At 65.8% G+C, this 19,395-nt stretch carries 14 protein-coding genes; 1 reads left to right on the plus strand and 13 read right to left on the minus strand.

The window, feature by feature from the left end; translation table 11 throughout:
- Positions 1-47: 47 nt before the first annotated feature.
- The 8 genes from NM961_RS17555 to NM961_RS17590 form a co-directional block, all read right to left on the minus strand.
- Complete coding sequence (locus tag NM961_RS17555) at positions 48-659, minus strand: hypothetical protein (protein ID WP_255915716.1); 612 nt, start codon at positions 657-659, stop codon at positions 48-50.
- Between the two features lie 119 nt (positions 660-778).
- A complete protein-coding gene (locus tag NM961_RS17560) occupies positions 779-1,342 on the minus strand; it encodes a hypothetical protein (protein WP_255915717.1) in 564 nt (187 codons plus the stop codon).
- The gene (locus tag NM961_RS17565) at positions 1,333-5,418 is read right to left on the minus strand and encodes an RHS repeat-associated core domain-containing protein (RefSeq protein ID WP_255915718.1); all 4,086 of its coding nucleotides are present in this window, start codon (positions 5,416-5,418) and stop codon (positions 1,333-1,335) included. The genes NM961_RS17560 and NM961_RS17565 overlap by 10 nt, the downstream gene beginning before the upstream one ends.
- A 111-nt stretch (positions 5,419-5,529) precedes the next feature.
- Positions 5,530-6,270, minus strand: a complete 741-nt coding sequence (locus NM961_RS17570; protein WP_255915719.1) for an ankyrin repeat domain-containing protein — start codon at positions 6,268-6,270, stop codon at positions 5,530-5,532.
- Between the two features lie 85 nt (positions 6,271-6,355).
- On the minus strand, positions 6,356-7,651 hold the full coding sequence (locus tag NM961_RS17575; protein ID WP_255915720.1) for a Tle-like phospholipase domain-containing protein: 1,296 nt from the start codon (positions 7,649-7,651) through the stop codon (positions 6,356-6,358).
- Complete coding sequence (locus tag NM961_RS17580) at positions 7,644-8,807, minus strand: DUF2169 family type VI secretion system accessory protein (RefSeq protein WP_255915721.1); 1,164 nt, start codon at positions 8,805-8,807, stop codon at positions 7,644-7,646. Before NM961_RS17580 ends, NM961_RS17575 begins: the two co-directional genes overlap by 8 nt.
- 4 nt (positions 8,808-8,811) lie before the next feature.
- Positions 8,812-11,019, minus strand: coding sequence for a type VI secretion system Vgr family protein (locus NM961_RS17585; protein ID WP_255915722.1), 2,208 nt, complete (start codon positions 11,017-11,019; stop codon positions 8,812-8,814).
- A gap of 492 nt (positions 11,020-11,511) precedes the next feature.
- Positions 11,512-13,569: an endonuclease gene (locus NM961_RS17590; protein ID WP_255915723.1), complete on the minus strand. Its 2,058-nt coding sequence runs from the start codon at positions 13,567-13,569 to the stop codon at positions 11,512-11,514.
- 472 nt (positions 13,570-14,041) lie between these two features.
- Between NM961_RS17590 and yedA the strand changes: the two genes are divergently transcribed.
- Complete coding sequence (gene yedA, locus NM961_RS17595; protein ID WP_255915724.1) at positions 14,042-14,941, plus strand: drug/metabolite exporter YedA; 900 nt, start codon at positions 14,042-14,044, stop codon at positions 14,939-14,941.
- A 40-nt stretch (positions 14,942-14,981) separates the two neighbouring features.
- On the opposite strand, the gene NM961_RS17600 is transcribed toward yedA, so the two are convergent.
- The 5 genes from NM961_RS17600 to NM961_RS17620 form a co-directional block, all read right to left on the minus strand.
- Complete coding sequence (locus NM961_RS17600; protein WP_255915725.1) at positions 14,982-15,497, minus strand: class I SAM-dependent methyltransferase; 516 nt, start codon at positions 15,495-15,497, stop codon at positions 14,982-14,984.
- 278 nt (positions 15,498-15,775) lie between these two features.
- Entirely contained in the window at positions 15,776-16,123 is a 348-nt protein-coding gene (locus NM961_RS17605) for a hypothetical protein (protein WP_255915726.1), read from the minus strand.
- Positions 16,124-16,274: 151 nt separating this feature from the next.
- Positions 16,275-17,477 (minus strand): ABC transporter permease, encoded by a 1,203-nt coding sequence (locus NM961_RS17610; protein WP_255915727.1) that lies wholly within the window; start codon positions 17,475-17,477, stop codon positions 16,275-16,277.
- A 12-nt stretch (positions 17,478-17,489) separates the two neighbouring features.
- Positions 17,490-18,647, minus strand: a complete 1,158-nt coding sequence (locus tag NM961_RS17615) for an ABC transporter permease (protein ID WP_255915728.1) — start codon at positions 18,645-18,647, stop codon at positions 17,490-17,492.
- A gap of 19 nt (positions 18,648-18,666) precedes the next feature.
- Positions 18,667-19,353 carry an ABC transporter ATP-binding protein gene (locus NM961_RS17620; RefSeq protein ID WP_255915729.1) on the minus strand — a complete coding sequence of 229 codons (687 nt, stop codon included), beginning with the start codon at positions 19,351-19,353 and terminating at the stop codon, positions 18,667-18,669.
- Positions 19,354-19,395: the final 42 nt, after the last annotated feature.

The raw sequence follows: 19,395 nt of genomic DNA on the forward strand, positions 1-19,395 counted from the left end.
CACCGCCCGTCGCAGCGCGTGGGAAAACCAGGCGCAGCCCGCCGAAGTCAGGCAGAAAACCAGGGAATCTGCTGATAGCTCTCGATGGGTCTGAACTGCAGGCCGATCAGCCCGGCCTGTTCACAGTCGGCGCGGAATTTCTCCGTACAGACCAAATCGAAATCCAGGTCTATGCACTTGAACACCTGGCGGCCGTCCAGCTTGGCCGGGTCGACGACAAAGCGCCGTATCGCCTCGCAGCGCGGCACGGACGGAAATTGGCGGTGATGGATGAGCGCGCCGGTTTCCAGCTCCCGGTCCAGCGTGATGTCGGAAGCGTCGAAATCCAGGATGGACAACCAATCCGCCCACAGCAGATAGCAATAGTCCTTTTCCGTGCGCTTCTTGTTGCTCTGGATGATTTCCAGCGGCACCGTGCGTGTGCGCGCATCGTGCCGCCGGCCTATCTCGACGAAATGGCTGGAGGCGATGGATTTCTCGTTCCGGAAGTCGAAGTCGATCAGCGCATGCTTGACGCGGTAGACATAGTCATAAGTGATCGCAAACTGGAACGGATCCGGGTCGTAGGTATCCCATTCCCAGTCATGATTGAGGTCGCCGCGCAGCACCAGCGGACAACCGCGCTGCTCGGGGCCGTACTCGATGACGTATAAACTCATTCGCGCGCAGTCGTGTCCGAAGCGACAAAAGGAACCGGCAGGTTCATGCGCAGCGCGTCCGCCGCCAAACGCTGCGGCTGCAAACGAATGACCGTGTGGCCGGGCAGCGGGCTGGTTGCCTACGCGACCAGCGCCGCTTCGAAACCGATGCCGAGCTTGTGCTGTTCGACCATGGCCTTGAAGCGCTCGCTGGCGATGAACACGTAACACTTGAGTTCGTGCTGTTCCCGGGCCAGGAAGAAATCCGGCTCCAGGTCGCCGCGCAGATAGTTGGCCTGGAAACGAGGACCGCCCTCGACCATGCCCGAGGCGGGATAATCCAGCAGCTGCATACGCCGCAGCAATCTTGCAACGAAGAATTCGTACGGCGCCTGTTCACAGATCACGGTACAGGGATGGAACTCGACCTCGTCCTTGAGCACTTCGCCCAGGGTTCGCACGAAAGCCGCTGAAAACAGCGGCACGCCGCCGAAGGACGGCAGATAGTCGAGCTTGGGCAATGCCGAGGCCTTCACGCCCTCCTGCAGCTGCCCGACCAGCGGCGGCACGAACGGCGTTCCCGGAGGATCGCTGCCGACGACGAAGAACTCCTCAATGCGATCGAAGACCTTGCCCGCCTTGAACACGACGTTGTGCGCGGAACTCTTGGTCTTGGCGCGGAGGTAATACCCGGTCACGGCCAAGTGCGCCTCCCGGCGTTGAGTTCGCGACGCGAGGTCTTGGCGATGTCCATAAGCTCCTTCTGCACCCGCGACGTGTCCCACTTGTTCGCTTTGGCCTGGCGCTGCACATCGTCGAGCAGATTCTGCATGTAATCGTCGTACTTGCTGTGGTGGCAATCACCCAGGCGGAAATGCGAATGCCGGGTCTTGGTGCCGGCACCGCCGTCCTTGCGCGGCAGGTACATCATGTTGTGGGCCGCATTGATGTTCAGCCCGGACGCCTGGAAGACCGGGTGGTCTTTCAGATGGTAAGGGATGATGTGATGCCGCTCCATGCCTTTCTTGGACTTCATCCAGGCCGGGTAGGACGTCTTGGGGCAGCGTGCGAGGCCCCAGGGGTCGATCCAAGCCTGCGCATTCGGCGCGTACTGGTAGGAGTTGGCGCCGCCCCAGAGTCCGATCGGGTCCTGGGTGACGAAACGGCCTATGTCCGGATCGTAGTAGCGGAAACGGTTGTAGTGCAGGCCGGTTTCCGCATCGAAATATTGCCCTTCGAAGCGCATCGGCTGATGCACGGACTCGGCAGCCGATGCCACGCCCAGCGCCGCTTCCGGATATTCCACCGTCAGCGTATTGCCCCAGGCGCGATAGTTCGCGCGCCAGACCAGGCGGCCTTCGGCATCGCTCATTTCGCGCGGCAGTCCGATCTGGTCGGCATGGAAGTAGTGGATTTTTGCTCCCGCCGCGGTTGAGCCGGCAGCCGGTGCGAGATTGCTTTCCAGTTGCGCCAGCGGCACCGAGTTATCGGCTTCGTACAGATAGGTCAGGCAGCGCTCGCCGCGAACCTCCTGCAACAGCTGGTTGCCATCCCAGCAGAAATACGTGATCCCGAACGCATCGCGCTTCCAGCTGCGGCGGCCGAAGGCGTCGTAGCCGTAGCTCACCCGCTGCTCGACACCATTGCGCGTGATATGCGCCAGCTCCAGCTGATGCTCCGGATCGTAGTCGAAGCGCAGCACACTATGGCTGCCCACGCGTTTCTCCACCAGGTTGCCGTGGGTATCGTAGGTGAAGCGCTTGTCCTCGTAGGTCGCGATGCGGTTGCCGCGGACAGCGCCGCCACCGGCATCGATCAGGTTGTGCGCCGGATCGAACGCGAAGCGCTCGGCATTGGCGCGGGTGATGCGTCCCAGCGGATCGTAGCCGTAGGCGGTCTGGCCGAAGCGCTGGTCGACCATTGCGTCGAGGTTGCCGGCGCGATCATAGACATAGCGGCGATCCACTTTGGTCCGCGCATCGACTGAGTTCTTGCGCGCGCGCTGGCCGACCAGGCGGCCCATGACGTCATAGTCGAAATAGCTGCGCAGCGCGCCCTGGCTGCGCACGGTCTCGCGCTGCATGACGTCGCGCTCGATTTCGCTCACCAGCGCGCCGTCGATCTCGATGCGATGCAGATAGCCTGGACCGTAATAGGAACGGCTGACACGGCGGCCATCCGGAAGCACGGTCTCGATGCGGTTGTCGAGGGCGTCGTAGCTGTGCGTTACGGTCTGGCTACGCCCCTGGCTCTGCGTTGTTTCGGAGACCAACCGGCCCAGCTCGTCGTAGGCCACCTCGACGCGGCCGCCGCCGTTCACGGCCGACACCATGCGACCCATCGAATCGTAGCTGTAGCGGCTGTGCGACACACGCTTGTCGCGCGCGCGGCCGGTGATCTTCTCGATCAGGTTGCCGACGGTGTCGCGGATGTACTGCGTGCGCAACACTTCCGGCAGCACGCCGGCCGCCAGGTCCACACCCGGTCCTTGCTGGATACCCAGGTCCCGCCGCTCGGCCAGGTTTCCCGCGGCGTCGTAGCGGTAGAGGGTCACGCGGCCATCGAAGCCTTGTTCGCCGATCAGGTTGTCGACGGCGTCATAGGCGAAGCGGAAATGAGCGCCGTTCCCGTCGGTCAGCACGGTCAGTCGCCGCGCGCTGTCGTATTGGTAGCGCAGGCGCTGGCCCAGCGCATCGATGCGCGACAGCGGCAGGCCGTCGGGAGCCAGTTCCCAGCGCGTGACCTGGCCGCTGCGGTCGGTATGGGCAATCAGCCGGCCTGCGTCATCGTAGGCATAGGACTCGTGCGTGCCGTCGGCGTAAGTCGCCTGCTGCAACCGGCCGCTGGCATCGTAGCGATACTCGGTGCGACTGCCATCAGGTTCCTCCACATACTGGGGATTGCCATAGGCATCCCAGCCGTAACGGGTGGTGTTGCCGAGGCAGTCAGTACGCGACAAGGGCAGACCGCGCCAGTCGTAGTCAATGTGCTGCCTGCCGCCGTGCGCGTCGGTGATGCGCACCAGCAGGCCGCGTGCATCGTGGTTGTAGTGGGTCGCGTGGCCCAGCGCGTTGGTTTCGCGGATGAGGTTGCCGGCTGCGTCGTAGTCGTAGCGGGTGACCGCGCCGTTGGCATCGGTGATCGCCGTCGGCAATGCCCAGCGCTCGTCATACTGGTACAGCGTGCGCGCGCCAGAAGCATCGACGATGGCGGTTACGTTGCCCTGGGCATCGTAGTCGTAGCGCGTCTTGCGGCCCATGGGATCGGTGACGAGGGTGGGCCGGCTCCATGTATTCACTTCGACCTGGGTATGGCCGCCGGCGGCATCGACGATGCCGATCAGATCTTCGTCGGCATTGAAGCGATAGCGCGTCTGCCGGCCGCTGTCGTCCGTAAGCACGGTTTCCTGCGGCAGATAGGTGATCTGCCACGCGTCGCCGAGATTGGAGGTATGCCGCAACACCTTGCCGGCCGGGTCGTAGCGGTCGTATTCATAGCGCGCGATCACGCCACCGGGGACGCGGTGCTCGATCAGGATGTGGTTGTTGTAGGCGTATTCGCGCCGCACTTGGCCGCCGGGCCCGCGTACACACACGAGGTCGCCTTGCGCGTCGTAGTCGTATTGCACCAGCGGCTCGATCTGGTTGGCCGCCCAGGCTCCGGCGGCATTGGGTTCGCCGTGCAGCAGCGCCACCTGGCGCAGCCGTGCTCCAGCCGCACCGGCGGCGGATTCACCGCCTGCGAAACCCAGCGCCAGCCAGCGACCGGCAGCGTCGACCAGCATCGTCGGCAGGCCGTCTTCGTCGTACAGGATACGGATGCGGTTGCCGTTGCGGTCTTCGATCGCGACCAGCGGAAAATAGCCGGCGCGCTCGCCCCGGGGATCGAGGCCATCCAGCTCCAGCGGAGCGAAAATCTGATGCGTGGCACCGTCGGCGGAGCTGATGCGGAACCGCCCATTGACGTCGTTGTTTACGAAGATGCCTTCGTAGTAATCGAACTCCACAATACCTTCGGAAGGCTCGGGCAATTCGATCTCGCGGCCCTGCTCGTCGATCAGCAGCAGGCCGTCAGACAGACGCCGCAGCCGGATCGACAGCGGCAGCGACCAGCCCTGGCCCAGCCAGCCGTTGCCCACCTGGTCGGAAAAATAGCTGCGCTGCCACCGCAGCGCGAGCGGCGCCGGCAGTTCGAAATCCAGATCGTCCAGGCCGTCGAGAAACTTGATGCCGAGAATAGGGTTGATCGGCCGCAGCTTGCAGGTCTTGGACTTGCAGGTCTTGGCCTTCTTGCCCTTGCCCTTGGCCCCGCCGCCGGCCTCGCTGCCCGCCTTCTTCGCCGCCTTCTGGCCGACTTCCTCCGCCCCTTCCTTGGCGACTTTCTCCGCGCCTTCCTTGAGGACTTTCTCGGCACCTTCCTTGACGACCTTTTCGGCGCCTTCCTTGACTGCGGTCTTGGCCACCTGCTTGCCGACCGCGACGGCGGCCTTGCCGGCCTTCATCGCCGCACCGCCGCCCGGGATCAGGTTGGCCGCGGCGGAGGCGCCGGAGATGGCTGCGTTGACGTAGTCGCCCTCGGCCGCGTAGATCGCGGCGTTGGCGCCGTCGGCGACGATGCCGATGACGGGCACGGCGCCGAGTATGTCCAGGCCGGTGTGGACGGCATCGCCCCACTTGCTCCACCAGCTTTTCTTCTCAGGAGGATTGCCGCTGCCGGCCGGCGTGGTCTTCGGCAGCATCGGCTCGGCGGTGAGTTTCCCTATCGTATTCCCTACGGCCATGATCGCTTCCGCATAGAAGATTGCATTTCCGTATCGTGTCTGTGCCCCCCGGCCGCCCGCTTGCGCGAGCCACGAACACTCCCCTGTACTAGTTCACCTGGATGGTCCTGCTCATTGCAGTCGCAGCGGCTTGCCGGGCTCCTGGCCGCGCGCGCGCATGCGTTCGCGCTCGGCCTCGCGCGAGAGCGGTGGCCAGGCCACGCCCTGGGCGACGATGCGATCTCGGATCTCCAGCATCTTGCGTTGCGCCGGCGAACCCTGTTGCTGGCGGCCGAGCTGGAATTCCAGCTGGCCAGCGAAGGACACGCCGTTGATGTTGACCACGTCGGCGCGGGCGCCGTGCTGCAGCAGGTATTCGACCTGGTCCAGCTGCATCGCGGTCAGGGCTTCCATCGCCGCGGTGGCGCCCAGCGTATCCTGCTGGTTCGGATCGGCACCGCGCTGCAGCAGCAGCTTGAGCGTGTCGAAGGTGTGCTCGGTGGCGGCGTCGAACAGGATGGGCGTGCCTTCCTTGCGCGTGTCCGGGCTGACGCCGCCGTCCAGCAGCGCCTGCACATAGAGCGGGCTCTTCGCCTTCAGCGATACGCCGAGCACGCTGCCCAGGTCGGGCACCTGCTGCAGCGGGTCGGCGCCCGCCTTGACGAGATGGCTGAGGATTTCCAGCTGCTTCGGCTTCTCGCCGAACGCGCTGTGCAGCGCAAAGAACAGCAGGGTCATGTCCTCGGCACCGGGCTTGTTGAGGTCGACCGTGCCGGCAAGGGCGTCGACTTCGGCCACGTCGCCCTGTTCTATCGCCTGGGCCAGGGTCAGCGTGGGACCGCTGAAGAATTTTTCCGCCGGTGGTGTTTTCATGCCTGCACTTTCCAATGTCCAGGACGACAGGATCGTCGCCACAACTACGCAACAACGCCGCAACCAGGTGGACCAGCCGCGCATGCTAGCCGCCACCCGCGCCGCGGATGATCGCCTGGTCTTCGTCCTTCTGCTTTTCTATGCCGTCGATGACCTGGTCCATGCCGTGGCGCGCGACCGGGTTGCCGTGGCCGTCCAGCGGGAATTTGTTGCCGACCGCATCGGGCATCGCCGCGCTGAGTCCCAGCTTGGCCAGGCCGCCGGCGAGGAAGCCTACGGCCGCGCCGAACGGCCCGCCGAATGCGCCTATCGCCGCGCCGGCCGCGGCCGTGCCCAGCGTGCCCTTCCAGCCCTGCTGCTGCAGACCGGTCAGCACTTCGTTGGCGACCTGGTAGGCGTTGATGTTCTCGCTGGCCGGAATGTGATTGGTGCCGCCGTAGCGCGTGACCGTGTTCGGGTTGAGGCCGGCGGAGTTGAAGGTCCAGCCCGGCGCACCGCTGGCACGCGAGGCCGCCGAAGCCATGCCGCCGCCCAGCGAATGGCCGACGATATCGGCCGAAGCCCCCGAGGCGCCGACCTTGTTGCCGATACTGACGGCCTGGTTGTAGTAGGGCGAGTTCATGTTCAGGCCCTGGGCGAAATTGTTCTTCCAGTCCGTCATGCTGGAAGGATTGGTGCCCTGGAACACCACCGAAGGCTTCATGCTGTTGCCGAAGACGGCCGGATCCGGCTCGTAGACGCCGGCGCGGAAGCTGGGCGTGCCTTCGATCTTCAGATCACTGGGCTTGAGACCATACTTGGCCAGCGCCTCGGGATCGTTGCTGATGTTCTTCCAGCCTTCCGGCGGCCCCTTGTCGGGGTTATAGATGTCCTGGGCCAGCTTGGCCTTTTCCACGCCGACATTGTTGCGCTCCAGGCGTTCGGCCGCTGCGCGCACTTTCGGATCGGAACTCTGCTTGCCCTGCTCGATCAGGCGCCGGCGTTCTTCCCAGCGCTCCTTCTTGGTGAGGTTCCCGCCCGGCGGCTTGTTGAAATTGCCGTTCATGTGGAACAGCTCGCCGTTGCGCACCACATATTTGTGGCCTATGCGCGTATCCGGCGAATGCATGATCGGCCAGCAGTCCTTACCGACAGTGCGGCTGACCACGCCCTTGTTGACGCCGGCTTGGTCGCCCAGGGTCAGCGGCGATTTGCTCGCGTCGAACACGAAGGCCGGCTTCTTGTTGATGCGCACCGACTTGATCACGTTCTTGGAATTGCCCAGGTCGGACGTGACCGGATAGGGCACCGGCGAGGGCACGCCGGGGGTGAAGCAGAAATCCGGCGCCAGGAATACGATGCGCCATTTTGCATCTTTTCTTGCGGCGAGCTTGCTAGCCATGGCGGGCCTGTCCGGCAGGTTGCGTCATCAGGCTGGGCGGCAGCGGCACGAATTCGCGCACGGCCGGGTCGGGGTTCATGCGCGCGGCCAGGGCGCGCTGGTGGTCGCGGTCGTGCGCGGCGATGTAGCGCAGCTGCACTTCGGTGATCTCCAGCTCCTCGGCCAGGGCCAGGCGGTAGGTGCAGTACACCTTGCGCTCGTCCATCTCGACGCGGATGGTGTCCAGGATCAGGTCGCGGGTCAGGCCTATGCCGCTCTGCAGGCCGACCAGGGCGAAGATCGTCTCCACCGGCACTTCAAAGTACACGCCCTGCCCCGGCACGTCGCGCGCGGCGACCAGGTTCTGTGCGGCGATGGGTACGCTGCTCAGCGGCCTGGGATGCGGAAACTGCAGCGCGGGCGGCGCGCCGTTCCAGTATTCCATGCGGAAATCGCGCGGCAGCAGCGGGTGGCGCTGCTCCTGCCAGGCCGCATCGGCGGTGCCGCCGAATTCCAGCCGGCCGCGCCAGCCGCGGCCGATGAAGCCGAAGCCGGCTGCGGGCACGAGATCGCTGATGCCGCGCAGGCGGTGTTCCGGCGCCTCGATCTGCGGCGCCGGCAGCTGCTCGCCCTTGAACTGGCGCAGGTATTCCGGCGGATACCAGCCCATGCCCACGGTATTGGTCGGCGCGGCGACATGATCGCCGTCGATCTCGTACAGGCCGCCGCTGGCGTATTCGTAGCGCAGGTCCAGCCGGGCGATGGGCGCGGGCTCGCTCAGGCTCCAGCCCAGCACGCTGCGCTTCCACCAGCGCGGGCCGCAGACCAGCAGGCTGCTGGCACGGTCGTAGACGCGCACGGCCACGCCGAAGGCCGGCGTGGGCTGGTCGCCGGGCGCGTGGGCGCTGCCGTTGAAGACCACGTCCAGCCTGGGCTTGTAGGTGGACAGGTCGCTCTCGACTTTCACCCCGGTGCGCACCGGATCGGCGTAATGCTCGTCGCCGAAGCACAGCGGCTTCTGCTCGGCGCTGAACTGCAGGGTGGCGACGCCGTCTTCGGGACGGATCAGCAGGTCGTAGCTGACGTGCGCGGCCAGGATGCTGTAGCCGGCGTCGTCCTGGTCGAGCGCATCGAACAGCAAGGCCGGAAAGGCGCTGTGATTGATCAGTTCGGCCATGGCTTCAGTTCAGATCGATCAGCTTGCCGTTCACATCCACATGTTTTTCGCCGATGACCTTGATCTTGTTGCCGCTGATCGTGATGGTCCCGTTCTTTTCCAGCACGATCATGGAATCGCCGCAGATCAGCGAGAGCTTGTCGCCGGCTTCGTAGGTAGCCGAGTTGCCGGCGCTGACGCTGATGGTCTTGCCCGCGGTGATGGCCAGCTTCACGCCGACATTGTGCATGTGCATCAGGCCGACGTTGCTCATCCAGCCGGCGCCGACGTTGAGCGCATACGCGCCGCCGATATTCGTCATCTGCGCCAGGCCGACGTTGAGTATCGAGCCCATGCCTATGGTCTCGGACTTGTTCTTGCCGATGTTGACCGTGCGGTTCTTGCCGATGCTGACCTTCTCGTTCTGGCCCACGTCCTCGGTGCGGTTCTGGCCGATCGTGATGGTCTCGTTCTTGTCGACGGTCTCGGTGCGGTTCTTGTGGATGGTGATGGTTTCGTGGCCATCCACCGTCTCGGTGCGATCCTTGTGGATGGTGATGGTCTCGAAGCCGTCCACGGTCTCGGTGCGGTCGTTGTGCACCGTGATGGTTTCGTTGTGATCGACGGTTTCCGTGCGGTCGTGCTTCACATGCACGGTTTCATCGTGGTCGATGGTCTTGGTGCGGTCATGACCGACCCAGTGGGTCTCGTCGTTCTCGACTTCGATGTCCTGGTTCTTCTCAGCGTGCAGCCAGACCTGTTCCTCGCCCTTCTTGTCCTCGAAGCGCAGCGCATTGGCGTTCTGCCAGGTCGCGCCCATGGAGCTGCGGGTGAGGAAGCCCGACTGCGTCGCGTTGGCCGGCAGGCCCCACGGATGCGGGTTGTTCGTGTTGTAGACGCGGCCGACGATGATGGGCTGGTCCGGGTCGCCGTTCAGGTGATCGACCAGCACTTCCTGGCCGATGCGCGGGATATGCACGCCGCCGAAGCCGGTGCCGGCCCAGGGATGCGATACGCGGATCCAGCAGGACGAATTCTCATCCTTCTTGCCGTAGCGGTCCCAGTGGAACTGCACCTTCACCTGGCCGTGTTCGTTGGTGTAGATCTCCTGGCCGGCGGGGCCGGTGACCACCGCGGATTCCGGGCCCATGGTGTGCGGCTTGGGCGTACGGCGCTCCGGCCGGTACGGCTGGTCGGTCGGATGCACTTCCGCCGCAATCGTCAGGCGGTGCTCGCCGCTGTCCTCGGTCGCCTCGTAGTCGTTGTCGCTGAAATCGTATTCGGCACCGACGACCAGGTATTCCTTGTTGTAGTCGCCGACGGCGTGCTTCTCCAGCGTGAACAGCCGCCCCGGCGCGACGCCGCGCGCGCGGCCCTGGGAGAAGCTGCGCAGATGGCTGGATTGCAGTTCCTCCAGACGCACGCGGGCGTACGGATCGCCTTCGCCCAGCGTGGGATAGCTGCCGGGATAGTCGAAGATGTCGTAGCTCGCGTGCGGATGGCCGGCGGGCTGTGCGCGCTGGGTGGTCAGGTCCGCACTCGGCATCACGAAGTTGTAGTCGCGCGCGGCGTACTTGCCGCTCTGCACATTGCCGCCGGCGGCCCAGCCGTTGAAATGATCCTTGTCGGGGACCGACACATCCTGCGGATAGAACGGGATCGTGGCATAGCCCGGATACGGCGTGGCCAGGCCGATGTCGTCCGTCATCACCAGCGTGTGCTCGCCGGCCGAATGCTCGAACCAGTACCAGATGCCTTCGTGTTCCAGCAGGCGCTGCACGAAATTCGCATCGGTCTCGCGGTACTGCACGCAGTAGTTCCACTTGCGGTAGCTGCGCGACAGCAGCCACTTGGTCTGGAACGGGTACATCGCCAGCACCTGCTTGACGATGTCGGGTGTCGTCATCTGCTGGAAGATGCGGTAGTCGCTGCGCCGTGTCGCATACCACAGCCACGGCTTGAGCTGCGCCACGTACAGATGCCGCCGCCCGGCTCTGCCGGCCGAGCGGAAATGCACGCACTGGCCGTTGAGATAGCGCCGCGCGCCGCCTTCCAGCTCGAAATCCACCGTGATCGGCTGGCCCAGCAGCGCGGGCGCCGCCAGGCCCTTTTCCTCGCTCGTCAGCGTGAGCTGGAAATCGAACAGCTGCGACAGCGATTCCCGTCCCTGCAGGCTGTCGAAGCGCAATACTTCGGGGCCCAGGGGCGTGGTGACGTTCAGGGTACGGTTCATCGTTCAGTCCTTGCGCGAGTCCGAGCGGTGACACGCCGCCGGCCATGCAGGCCGACAGCCTTGCCGACTGCTGAGGTCGGCGGCATTCCCAACTGCCAGGTTTGGCGCGCGAAACAATCGCGCGTCAACAACGGACCAAGGGGTGCGAGCGCCCTGGTCCTGCTGCGCTACCGCGCCACGCGGTGGCTTGAACCCAGGCTGTACCTTAGCGTTTGCGACGGCCAAGTAAACAGCAACTGCGTCACATTGACGCAAGGCAACAATACTTGTCCAGCGGACAGCGCGGAAATCCTTACAGATTTGCACTCTGCAATTCCTTGCCTGCCCGGCGGCACGGTTAAGGAAATGTCGAGACCGCTTTGCGCGGCCGGCCACGCGCAAAAAAAAACGGGCCGCAGAGCGGCCCGTCCGGTAACACAGCGGTCATGGCGCGGACGGAACGTGCCGCCCCGCTGCCCGGCCCGGGCCGGCAGCGGGGCGTTCCGCGGCGGCTTACTGCTCGAAGCCGCTGGCGAAGATCGCGTCGACGACGACCGGGCAATTGGTGTTCTCGAACACGCAGCGCGCCCATTCCGGATGGTCGATGAAGGGATTGCGGTTGCCCTGGAAGCTGTAGACGGCATCGTTGCGCAGGCGCTCCTGGGCGTCCGGCGGATCCTGGTCGTTCCAGTTCAGCAACACCGATTTCAGGCCCATGTAGCCGATACAGCCATTGGTGCAGCCCTGGGCATTGATGGCGACGATCTGGCTGGCGTTGTCGGTCAGCTCCAGGCGCGGTTCACGCACGCCGTTGGCATTGATGCCGCCCTGGTAGCGCGGAACCATGTACATCACGGCGCGGGCCATGTCGCCCTTGCGGTGGTTCCACACCTCGAACACGCTGCCGTTGAAGTAGTTGTTGTCGTCCCCGCCGCCGCCGCCGACGTTGTGGTTGGCGATGGTCGGACGCGGTGTGCAGCCGCTGTTGCATTCGCCGTAGGGCTTGTTGCCGCGGTCGGAGTTGTAGCCCACGTGCGAGGCATACAGCATGTGGCCGTCGGTATGCGGCGGCACCGGCTTGCCGCCGTCGGTCTCGTTGGGGAAGCCCAGCGACTTGGGCCAGGTGTGCTCGCGGTTGTAGTTGGCCGCGCCGCTGGTCTGCTTGGGATAGGACGCATTCATGTAGACGTCCCAGACCTTGCTGGTGTCGCTGGGATCCTCGTCGGCCTTGTTCATGACAATGTAGGTCTGGCTGTAGAAGACCGAGGTGTGGTCCTTGATGCGGTTGTGCAGCCAGGCCTTGAGCGCGGGGCCGCTGGAGGTGTCCACGCCGGCGTAGTAGTCGGACACGTCGGCGCCCGTCTCGAAGTTGACGACGTAGTTGGCGCCCATGTCGTGCACGGTGCCGTCCTGGTCATGGACGTGATCGCCCAGGATGGTCAGGGTGCAGTCTTCCAGCGCGGTGAAGTTGGCCGTGGGGTCCAGCGTGTAGGTGTTGCCGTTGGCGCCGACCTGGGCCACGTGCCCGCCGCTGTTGCTGCAGTTCAGGGTGTACCAGCCGTTGTCCAGGGTCACCGCTTCGCTGAAGGTGACGCTGAGATTGGCGCCCAGCGGGAAGCCGGTGGCGTTGTTGGCCGGGGTGGTTGCACTGACCGACGGCGGCAGGTCGCCGGCGGTGGTGAAAGTCATGCTGAAATCGTCGGCCATCGGGTCGGCCGGCAGATCCAGGTCGGTGACCTCGTCGGCGTAGACGGTCAGGGTGCAGCTTTCGCCGCTGGCGAAGTCCGTACCCGGGTTCAGCGTACGGCTGGCGCCGCTGCCGCTGACGGTAGCCGTAACCGGGCCGCTGACGCCGCAGCTCAGGCTGTACCAGGCGTCGCCGACGGTGACGGCTTCGCTGAAATTGACCGTGATATCGGTGCTGACGGCGTGGCCGCCAGTGCCGTTGGCCGGCGTGGTGGACAGCACGCTGGGCGCCACGTCCTGGGCCGGACCGAAGCTCTGGTTGTTGTTGCAGTTGCCGAAGGTCTGGGTGGCGCTGGCCTGCCAGCTGAACTCGCCGTATTCGCTGCCGGTGCCGCTGAGCTGCAGCGAGGTGCCGGCGGTGGTGGTGCCCGGCTCGCTCACGCCGATGTCGACGCTGGTCATGCCCACGGCCGGGCCGTTGCTGGCGGTGGCCGTGCCTTCATAGCTCAGGAACTGCACCACGGCGCCGCCGGCATCGACCAGGGCAATGGCGTCGGCCGTGCCGTTCTGCACGCCGTCCTGGGGATACTGCAGCACCTTGATCTGCTTGCTGCCGCAGCTGCCGCTGACGGCGGCCTGGGACAGGGGACGGTCGCTGTAGGTCGTCGCCGCGCCGCTGTTGCTGCCGTTGTAAAGCACGACGCGCCAGTTGCTCAGATCGGTGCCGCTGGGTCCGACGACTTCGATCGCCTCGCCGATGTCGGCGCCGTCGTTGTCGTAATGCACTTCGTTGATGAATACCGCGGTATCGGCGAGCGCCACGGCGCTGGCGCCGCACAGCAGCACGGACACGACGCTGCTGAGCGTCCTGGAGCGAAACGACATCGGAAGATCCCCTGAGACTGAAGACGGACCCGCGCATCCGGCGCAAGCCCGACAAGCAACGACCGGAACGCTTCCGGTCAAACGGTGTGGTTCGGGATGAACCTGCTGTGCGCAGCCGCCGCGGCTGCGCCTCCGGCACTGCGTGTCCACAGCGGCGCCGGCGTTCCCGGGCGGCCATGGCCCGGGCATCAGCGGAATATAACCAGCTTGCATGACGACTGCATGGCGCAGCGCGGAAAAGTTGGCGGGCTGGCGCAAGCTGAACAGCCCCGGCAGGCACGGCGAGGGGGCAGCGGCCGGTGGCCCGCCCAAGTCTCCGCACAACCGGGGCGCGGGCGGGGTTGCAGCCTCCCGGCAGCGCCCCGCGGCGCAAGTGGCTCCGCGGTCCAAATGAACAGTGGTCCTGTGTGCGGCCGCGGCGCGCGCGTAGCATGGCGGCGCGGGACGGGGGGCCGTTTACCTGCGACAAGCCATGAGCGAGCAACCTAGCGTGACCGCCGCGCTGCGTTTTTCACCGCGCCTGCTGGTGCCCCTGGCGCTGATCGCGCTGTATCTCGTATGGGGTTCGACCTACCTCGCCATTCGCATAGGACTGGAAAGCTATCCGCCGTTCTCGATGGCGGCGCTGCGCTTCCTCGCCGCCGGCGCGGGGCTGTACGCCTTCCTGCGCTGGCGCGGGGCTGCAAATCCCACATTGCTACAATGGCGCAATTGCGCCATTACCGGCACCCTGCTGCTGGGCTTCGGCAACGGCCTGGTGTGCTGGGCGCAGCAAAGCGTTTCCTCGGGCCTGGCCGCGGTCGCGGTGTCGAGCATGCCGCTGTTCGCGGCGGTGTTCGGCACCTTCTTCGGGCAATGGCCGCGGCGGCTGGAACTGATCGGGCTGCTGGTGGGCTTCGTCGGCGTGATCCTGCTCAACCTCGGCGGCGACCTGGCCGGTTCGCGCCTGGGCGCGCTGGCACTGCTCGCGGCCGCGGCGAGCTGGGCCTTCGGCTCGCTCTGGTCCAAGCGCCAGGATATGCCCGAGCCCATGATGAACACCGCCGCGCAGATGCTCACCGGCGGCGTCGCCCTGACCGTGCTGGCCCTGCTCAACGGCCAGGGCTTGCCGGCCGAACCCAGCCTGCGCGCCACCCTGGCCCTGGTCTATCTCGGCGTGTTCGGCTCCATCGTCGGTTTCAGCGCCTACCTGTACCTGCTGCGCACGGTGCGGCCGGCACTGGCGACCAGCTATGCCTACGTCAACCCGCCGGTGGCCGTGCTGTTCGGCGCCGCGCTCGCCGGCGAGCGCGTGCATGCGCTGGACGTGATCGGCATGGCGGTGATCCTGGCCGGCGTGGCGGTGATTACCCTGGCGCGGGACAAATCCTGAGCCGGCCGAAAAGCGCCGTTGATTTTCAACGCAGCCGCGCCTAGCGCCGGATCAGGGTAGTGTGCAGCTCCAGTACCGCATTGAGGTTGTGGTTCTTGGCGAAGGCCTGTTCCTGCGGCGGGCGCTGGGCGACATCGGGCATCAGGCGGCCGGCGTATTCGATATCGAAGTCGCAGTGGATGCCGTAGTGCTGCACGCCCATGCCCTCGCGCTGCGCGGCATTGAAATACAGGTAGGACTGCTCGGCGATCGGTGGCCATTTGTGCGTGGGATCCTGGATCGCGCCCACCCAGGTCCAGTACGGCGTGATGATCAGCGCGCGCGCGCCGGGCTTCATCACGCGGTACAGCTCGTTCATGAAGACGATGCGCTCGGCGCCGTCGAGGTGTTCCAGGAAATGCGAGCAGTTGACCTCGTCCACGCTGGCGTCCTCGAACGGCCAGGGAATCACGTTGAGGTCGTGTACCACATCGGCGCCGCAGTCGGGCGAGGAATCCACGCCGAGAAAGCCCTCGCGCTTGTGCCGGCCGCAGCCCAGATCCAGTTTCAGCGTCATCGTTCGTCTTGCCTCGTTCATGCCAGCGCGCGACTTTAGTGCAAATCGGCCGGGCGCGCCGCGGCAGTGGTGCGCAACGGCGCACCGCGGCATGGGCGGGATCGCGTCGGCGTCGATCGAAACGTCCGTGCGGGCCTGGCCTTGTGCGGTGTCCGGTCCGGCGTGGCGACCAAAGACCGCCGCTGCGGAAGCTCAGGCCGCCGGCAGCAGGCGCTCGCCCTGCTTCGCCGCGTGCCGCCACAGCGCCGGCCAGTGCTCGCGCAGGTCGGTCATGGCATTCAGCTCGCCGGCCAGCAGGCGGGCGCATCCGGCCTCGTCGGTCTCCGGCGCCCAGTCCGCCAGCGGCGCCTGTCGGCGGGCAGCGCCCTGGCCTGTACCTGCACCATCGCGCGCGCATCGGCTTCCCAGCGCAGCGGCGCGGCGGCACTCGCCTGCGAATACGCTTCGGGCACGACGGAGAGATCCAGGTGCATCACGGCGATATCGCCCGCAGGCCCGTCGCCCAGCCCGGCGGCGGCGCTGACCTCGTGCCCGGCCTCGATCCAGTGCCGCGCCACGGTGCCGAGCAGGAATTTGCGACGGCGGAAATCGTCGCAGGTATGCGTGATCAGGACGATGCGGGACATGCCTCCCGCTCGGCGGCAGCGCGCGTGCGGGCAACCGCGCGAACAGCCATGGCACACAGGAAGCGGGCTCGTCGTAACGCCGGCCTGCCGCGCAAAAAGAAAACGCCCGCCGCGGCGTAACAGCCGGCGGCGGGCGTCGCAGGGCGCCGGCTCAGAGTTCGCGCAGCGCCGTGGTGATCGGCATGCGCGCGGCGCGGGCCGCCGGCAGCAGGCCGCCGAACAGGCCTATCACCAGCGAGATAATCACGCCGTAGAGCACCAGGGCCGGCGTCACCTTGAAGGCGAACACAACCTGGGTGAAGTTCGCGCCCAGCGTGGACAAGGACACATTGTTGAACAGCACATAGGCGATGGCCGCGCCGATCAGGCCGCCGACCAGCGACAGCAGCAGGGCTTCGGCCATCACCGACACCAGCACCGGCAGCGAGCCGAAGCCGATCGCACGCAGCGTGGCGATCTCGCGGGCGCGGGCGGCGACGGCGGCGTACATGGTGTTGAGCGCGGCGAAGATCGCGCCCAGGCCCATGACGATGACGAGGAACACGCCCAGGGTCTGGATCATCGCGCGGAATTGCTTGGTCTGCGCGCCGAGGTATTCACGCTGCGTGGTCACGTCGCTGGCCAGGCGCGGATCGGCGGCCAGTGCGGCCTTGATCTTGTCCAGCGCATCGGGCCCGTCGAGCTGGGCCAGCACCGAGCTGAAGCCGTTGCGGCCGAAGGAGGTCTGCGCCGTGCCCACGTCCACCCACAGTTCGCTCTCGTAGGCGTCGCCAGACTCGAAGATCCCGACCACGGTCCATTCCGAACCGCGCATGCGCACCACATTGCCTATGGCCGCGCCTTCGAACGAATTGACCACGCCGCGGCCGACCAGGATCTCGCGCAGGCCGGCCTGGAACTTGCGTCCCTCGACGATGCGCAGGTGCGGCCGCAGGGCGAACGAGGCTTCTTCCACGCCGCGCAGGGACACGTTCACGCCAGTCTGGCGCTTGCCCTTGGCCGCGGGCGGCTCGCCTTTCTTGGGCAGTTCGGAAATGATGACCAGTTCCGCCGCTGCTTCGGGCTTGCCGTCGGCGCCGCGGCGTATGCCTGGCACCTGGGTGGTCAGGGTGACGGCGTCGCGGCTCAGCGCCGAGTTGAGTTCCGAATTGCTGGAACCGCCGCGCAGGATCAGGGCGAGGTCGTCGCGACCGCGGTCGGCCAGCGTGCTGGCAAAGCCCTGGGCCATGGCAAACAGCGCGGTGAACACGGCCACCACGCCGGCCAGGCCGACCACGATGACCAGGGAAGGGCCCCAGCGTTCGGGGATGCTCTTGATGTTGATGCCGGTGATGGCGATGAGTTGGCTCAGCATGAGTGCGCTCCGTTAGCGGCCGGCAAGGGCATCGACGATCTTCAGGCGCTGCGCGCGCAGCGCCGGCAACAGGCCAACGGCCAGGCTCAGCACCACGATCGCGACCAGGCCGGCGACCCAGACCGAACCGTCCACGCTGATCGGCAGGAAGGCGCCGGCGACTTTCTGGATCACGATGCCGAGCAGGGTCGCCAGCGTCAGCCCGATCAGGCCGCCGATCGCGCACAGGGCGATGGCTTCGGCCATGACGAAGCCGAGCACGCTGGTATCGGAAAAGCCCAGCGTCTTGAGCACCGCCAGTTCCGGCACGCGCTCGCGCACGCTCTGCGCCATGGTGTTGCCGACTACCAGCAGCAGGGTGAAGAACACGGCGAACAGGATCCAGCGCACCAGCAGGCCGATGTCGCCGATCTGCTTGACGAAGCCGGCCTGCCAGTCCTTCTCGGTCTGGCTCTTGGTTTCATCCGGCGAGTTCTCGTACTTGCTGTCGATGGCTTCGGTCACGCTCTGCGCCACGTCGCCGTTGGCCAGGCGCAGCATGTAGATGCCGGCCGCGCCCTGGCCGAACTGGTTGGCTTCGTTGAAATAGTCGTAGTTGATGAAGACGGTGTTGGTCTGGCGCTGCCACTGCTCGTCCTTGCCGTCGAAGATGCCGACGATGTCGAAGGCCCAGTCCTTGCTGCCGTTCTTTTGCGGAAAGATGCTGGATTTCAACGGCAGCTTGTCGCCGACCTTCCATTTGAACTGGTCCGCCAGCACGCGACCGACGATGGCGCCGGTGCGGGTCTGGCCGAACGCGGTCCACTGCTGCTCGGGCATCACGTATTCGGGATAGACCGCGTGCAGCCGGGCCGGGTCGACGGCGAAGGTGAATACCTGCTGATTCTCGCCGACCACGCCGCCGAACCACTGCTGGTACATCACCTTCTCCACGCCGGGCACGGCTTCGAGTTCCGGCAGGATGCGCAGCGGCAGCGACTGGGTGAAGGAGACGCGCGCCTGCACCACGACGCGGGTGGCGCCGACGAAATCCGCGCCGGCATTGAACATGACGTTGACGGCCTGCAGCAGGCCGAACAACAGGAAGGCCATGATCACCGAAAGCAGGGTGAGCGTGGTGCGGGTCTTCTTGCGAAACAGGTTCGCAATGACGAATCCGGTCTTGGTCATGGGATTGGCTCCGGGCGCTTCAGTGCGCGGCCTGTTCGGCGAGCTGGCCCTTGTCCAGATGCAGGGTGCGCTTGGCGTATTCGGCGGCGCGCGGATCGTGGGTGACCATGACGATGGTCTTGCCGTGCTCGCGGTTGAGCGTCTGCAGCAGGGTCAGGACTTCATCGGCGGTCTTGCGGTCCAGGTCGCCCGTGGGCTCGTCGCAGACCAGCAGGTTGGGATCGGACACGATGGCGCGGGCGATGGCCACGCGCTGCTCCTGGCCGCCGGAGAGTTCGCGCGGCTTGTGCTTGCCGCGCTCGCCCAGGCCGACCACCTGCAGCGCGATGGCGACGTTCTTCCTGCGCTGGGCGGCGCTGAGGTTGGTCAGCAGCAGCGGCAGTTCCACATTGGCTTCGGCGGTGAGCACCGGCATCAGGTTGTAGAACTGGAACACGAAGCCGACATTGCTCGCGCGCCACTTGGTCAGCTCGCCGGCGCTGTATTTGTCAATGCGCTTGCCGTCGATGGAGATTTCGCCGGAGGTGGGCTGGTCCAGTCCGCCGATCAGGTTGAGCAGGGTGGTCTTGCCCGAGCCCGAAGGCCCCATCAGCGCGACGAAGTCGCCCTTGGGGATGTCGAGGGTGAGGCCGTGCAGCACCTCGACTTTCTGCTTGCCGCGCACATAGCTCTTGGTCAGGTCGCGGATGCTGATGAGATTGCTCATGGGTGACTCCGTAGGCGAATGACGGGCCGAAAGGAAACGAGG

Origin of the sequence: Tahibacter harae, assembly GCF_024437735.1 — a bacterium.
Lineage (GTDB): Bacteria > Pseudomonadota > Gammaproteobacteria > Xanthomonadales > Rhodanobacteraceae > Tahibacter > Tahibacter harae.

Coding starts and splice junctions, on each gene's coding strand:
- NM961_RS17610 (WP_255915727.1), bottom strand. CDS start 17,477: ATGCTGAGCCAACTCATCGCCATCACCGGCATCAACATCAAGAGCATC.
- NM961_RS17565 (WP_255915718.1), bottom strand. CDS start 5,418: ATGGCCGTAGGGAATACGATAGGGAAACTCACCGCCGAGCCGATGCTG.
- NM961_RS17590 (WP_255915723.1), bottom strand. CDS start 13,569: ATGTCGTTTCGCTCCAGGACGCTCAGCAGCGTCGTGTCCGTGCTGCTG.
- NM961_RS17575 (WP_255915720.1), bottom strand. CDS start 7,651: ATGGCTAGCAAGCTCGCCGCAAGAAAAGATGCAAAATGGCGCATCGTA.
- NM961_RS17555 (WP_255915716.1), bottom strand. CDS start 659: ATGAGTTTATACGTCATCGAGTACGGCCCCGAGCAGCGCGGTTGTCCG.
- NM961_RS17600 (WP_255915725.1), bottom strand. CDS start 15,497: ATGACGCTGAAACTGGATCTGGGCTGCGGCCGGCACAAGCGCGAGGGC.
- NM961_RS17570 (WP_255915719.1), bottom strand. CDS start 6,270: ATGAAAACACCACCGGCGGAAAAATTCTTCAGCGGTCCCACGCTGACC.
- NM961_RS17585 (WP_255915722.1), bottom strand. CDS start 11,019: ATGAACCGTACCCTGAACGTCACCACGCCCCTGGGCCCCGAAGTATTG.
- NM961_RS17605 (WP_255915726.1), bottom strand. CDS start 16,123: ATGTCCCGCATCGTCCTGATCACGCATACCTGCGACGATTTCCGCCGT.
- NM961_RS17615 (WP_255915728.1), bottom strand. CDS start 18,647: ATGACCAAGACCGGATTCGTCATTGCGAACCTGTTTCGCAAGAAGACC.
- NM961_RS17580 (WP_255915721.1), bottom strand. CDS start 8,807: ATGGCCGAACTGATCAATCACAGCGCCTTTCCGGCCTTGCTGTTCGAT.
- NM961_RS17620 (WP_255915729.1), bottom strand. CDS start 19,353: ATGAGCAATCTCATCAGCATCCGCGACCTGACCAAGAGCTATGTGCGC.
- yedA (WP_255915724.1), top strand. CDS start 14,042: ATGAGCGAGCAACCTAGCGTGACCGCCGCGCTGCGTTTTTCACCGCGC.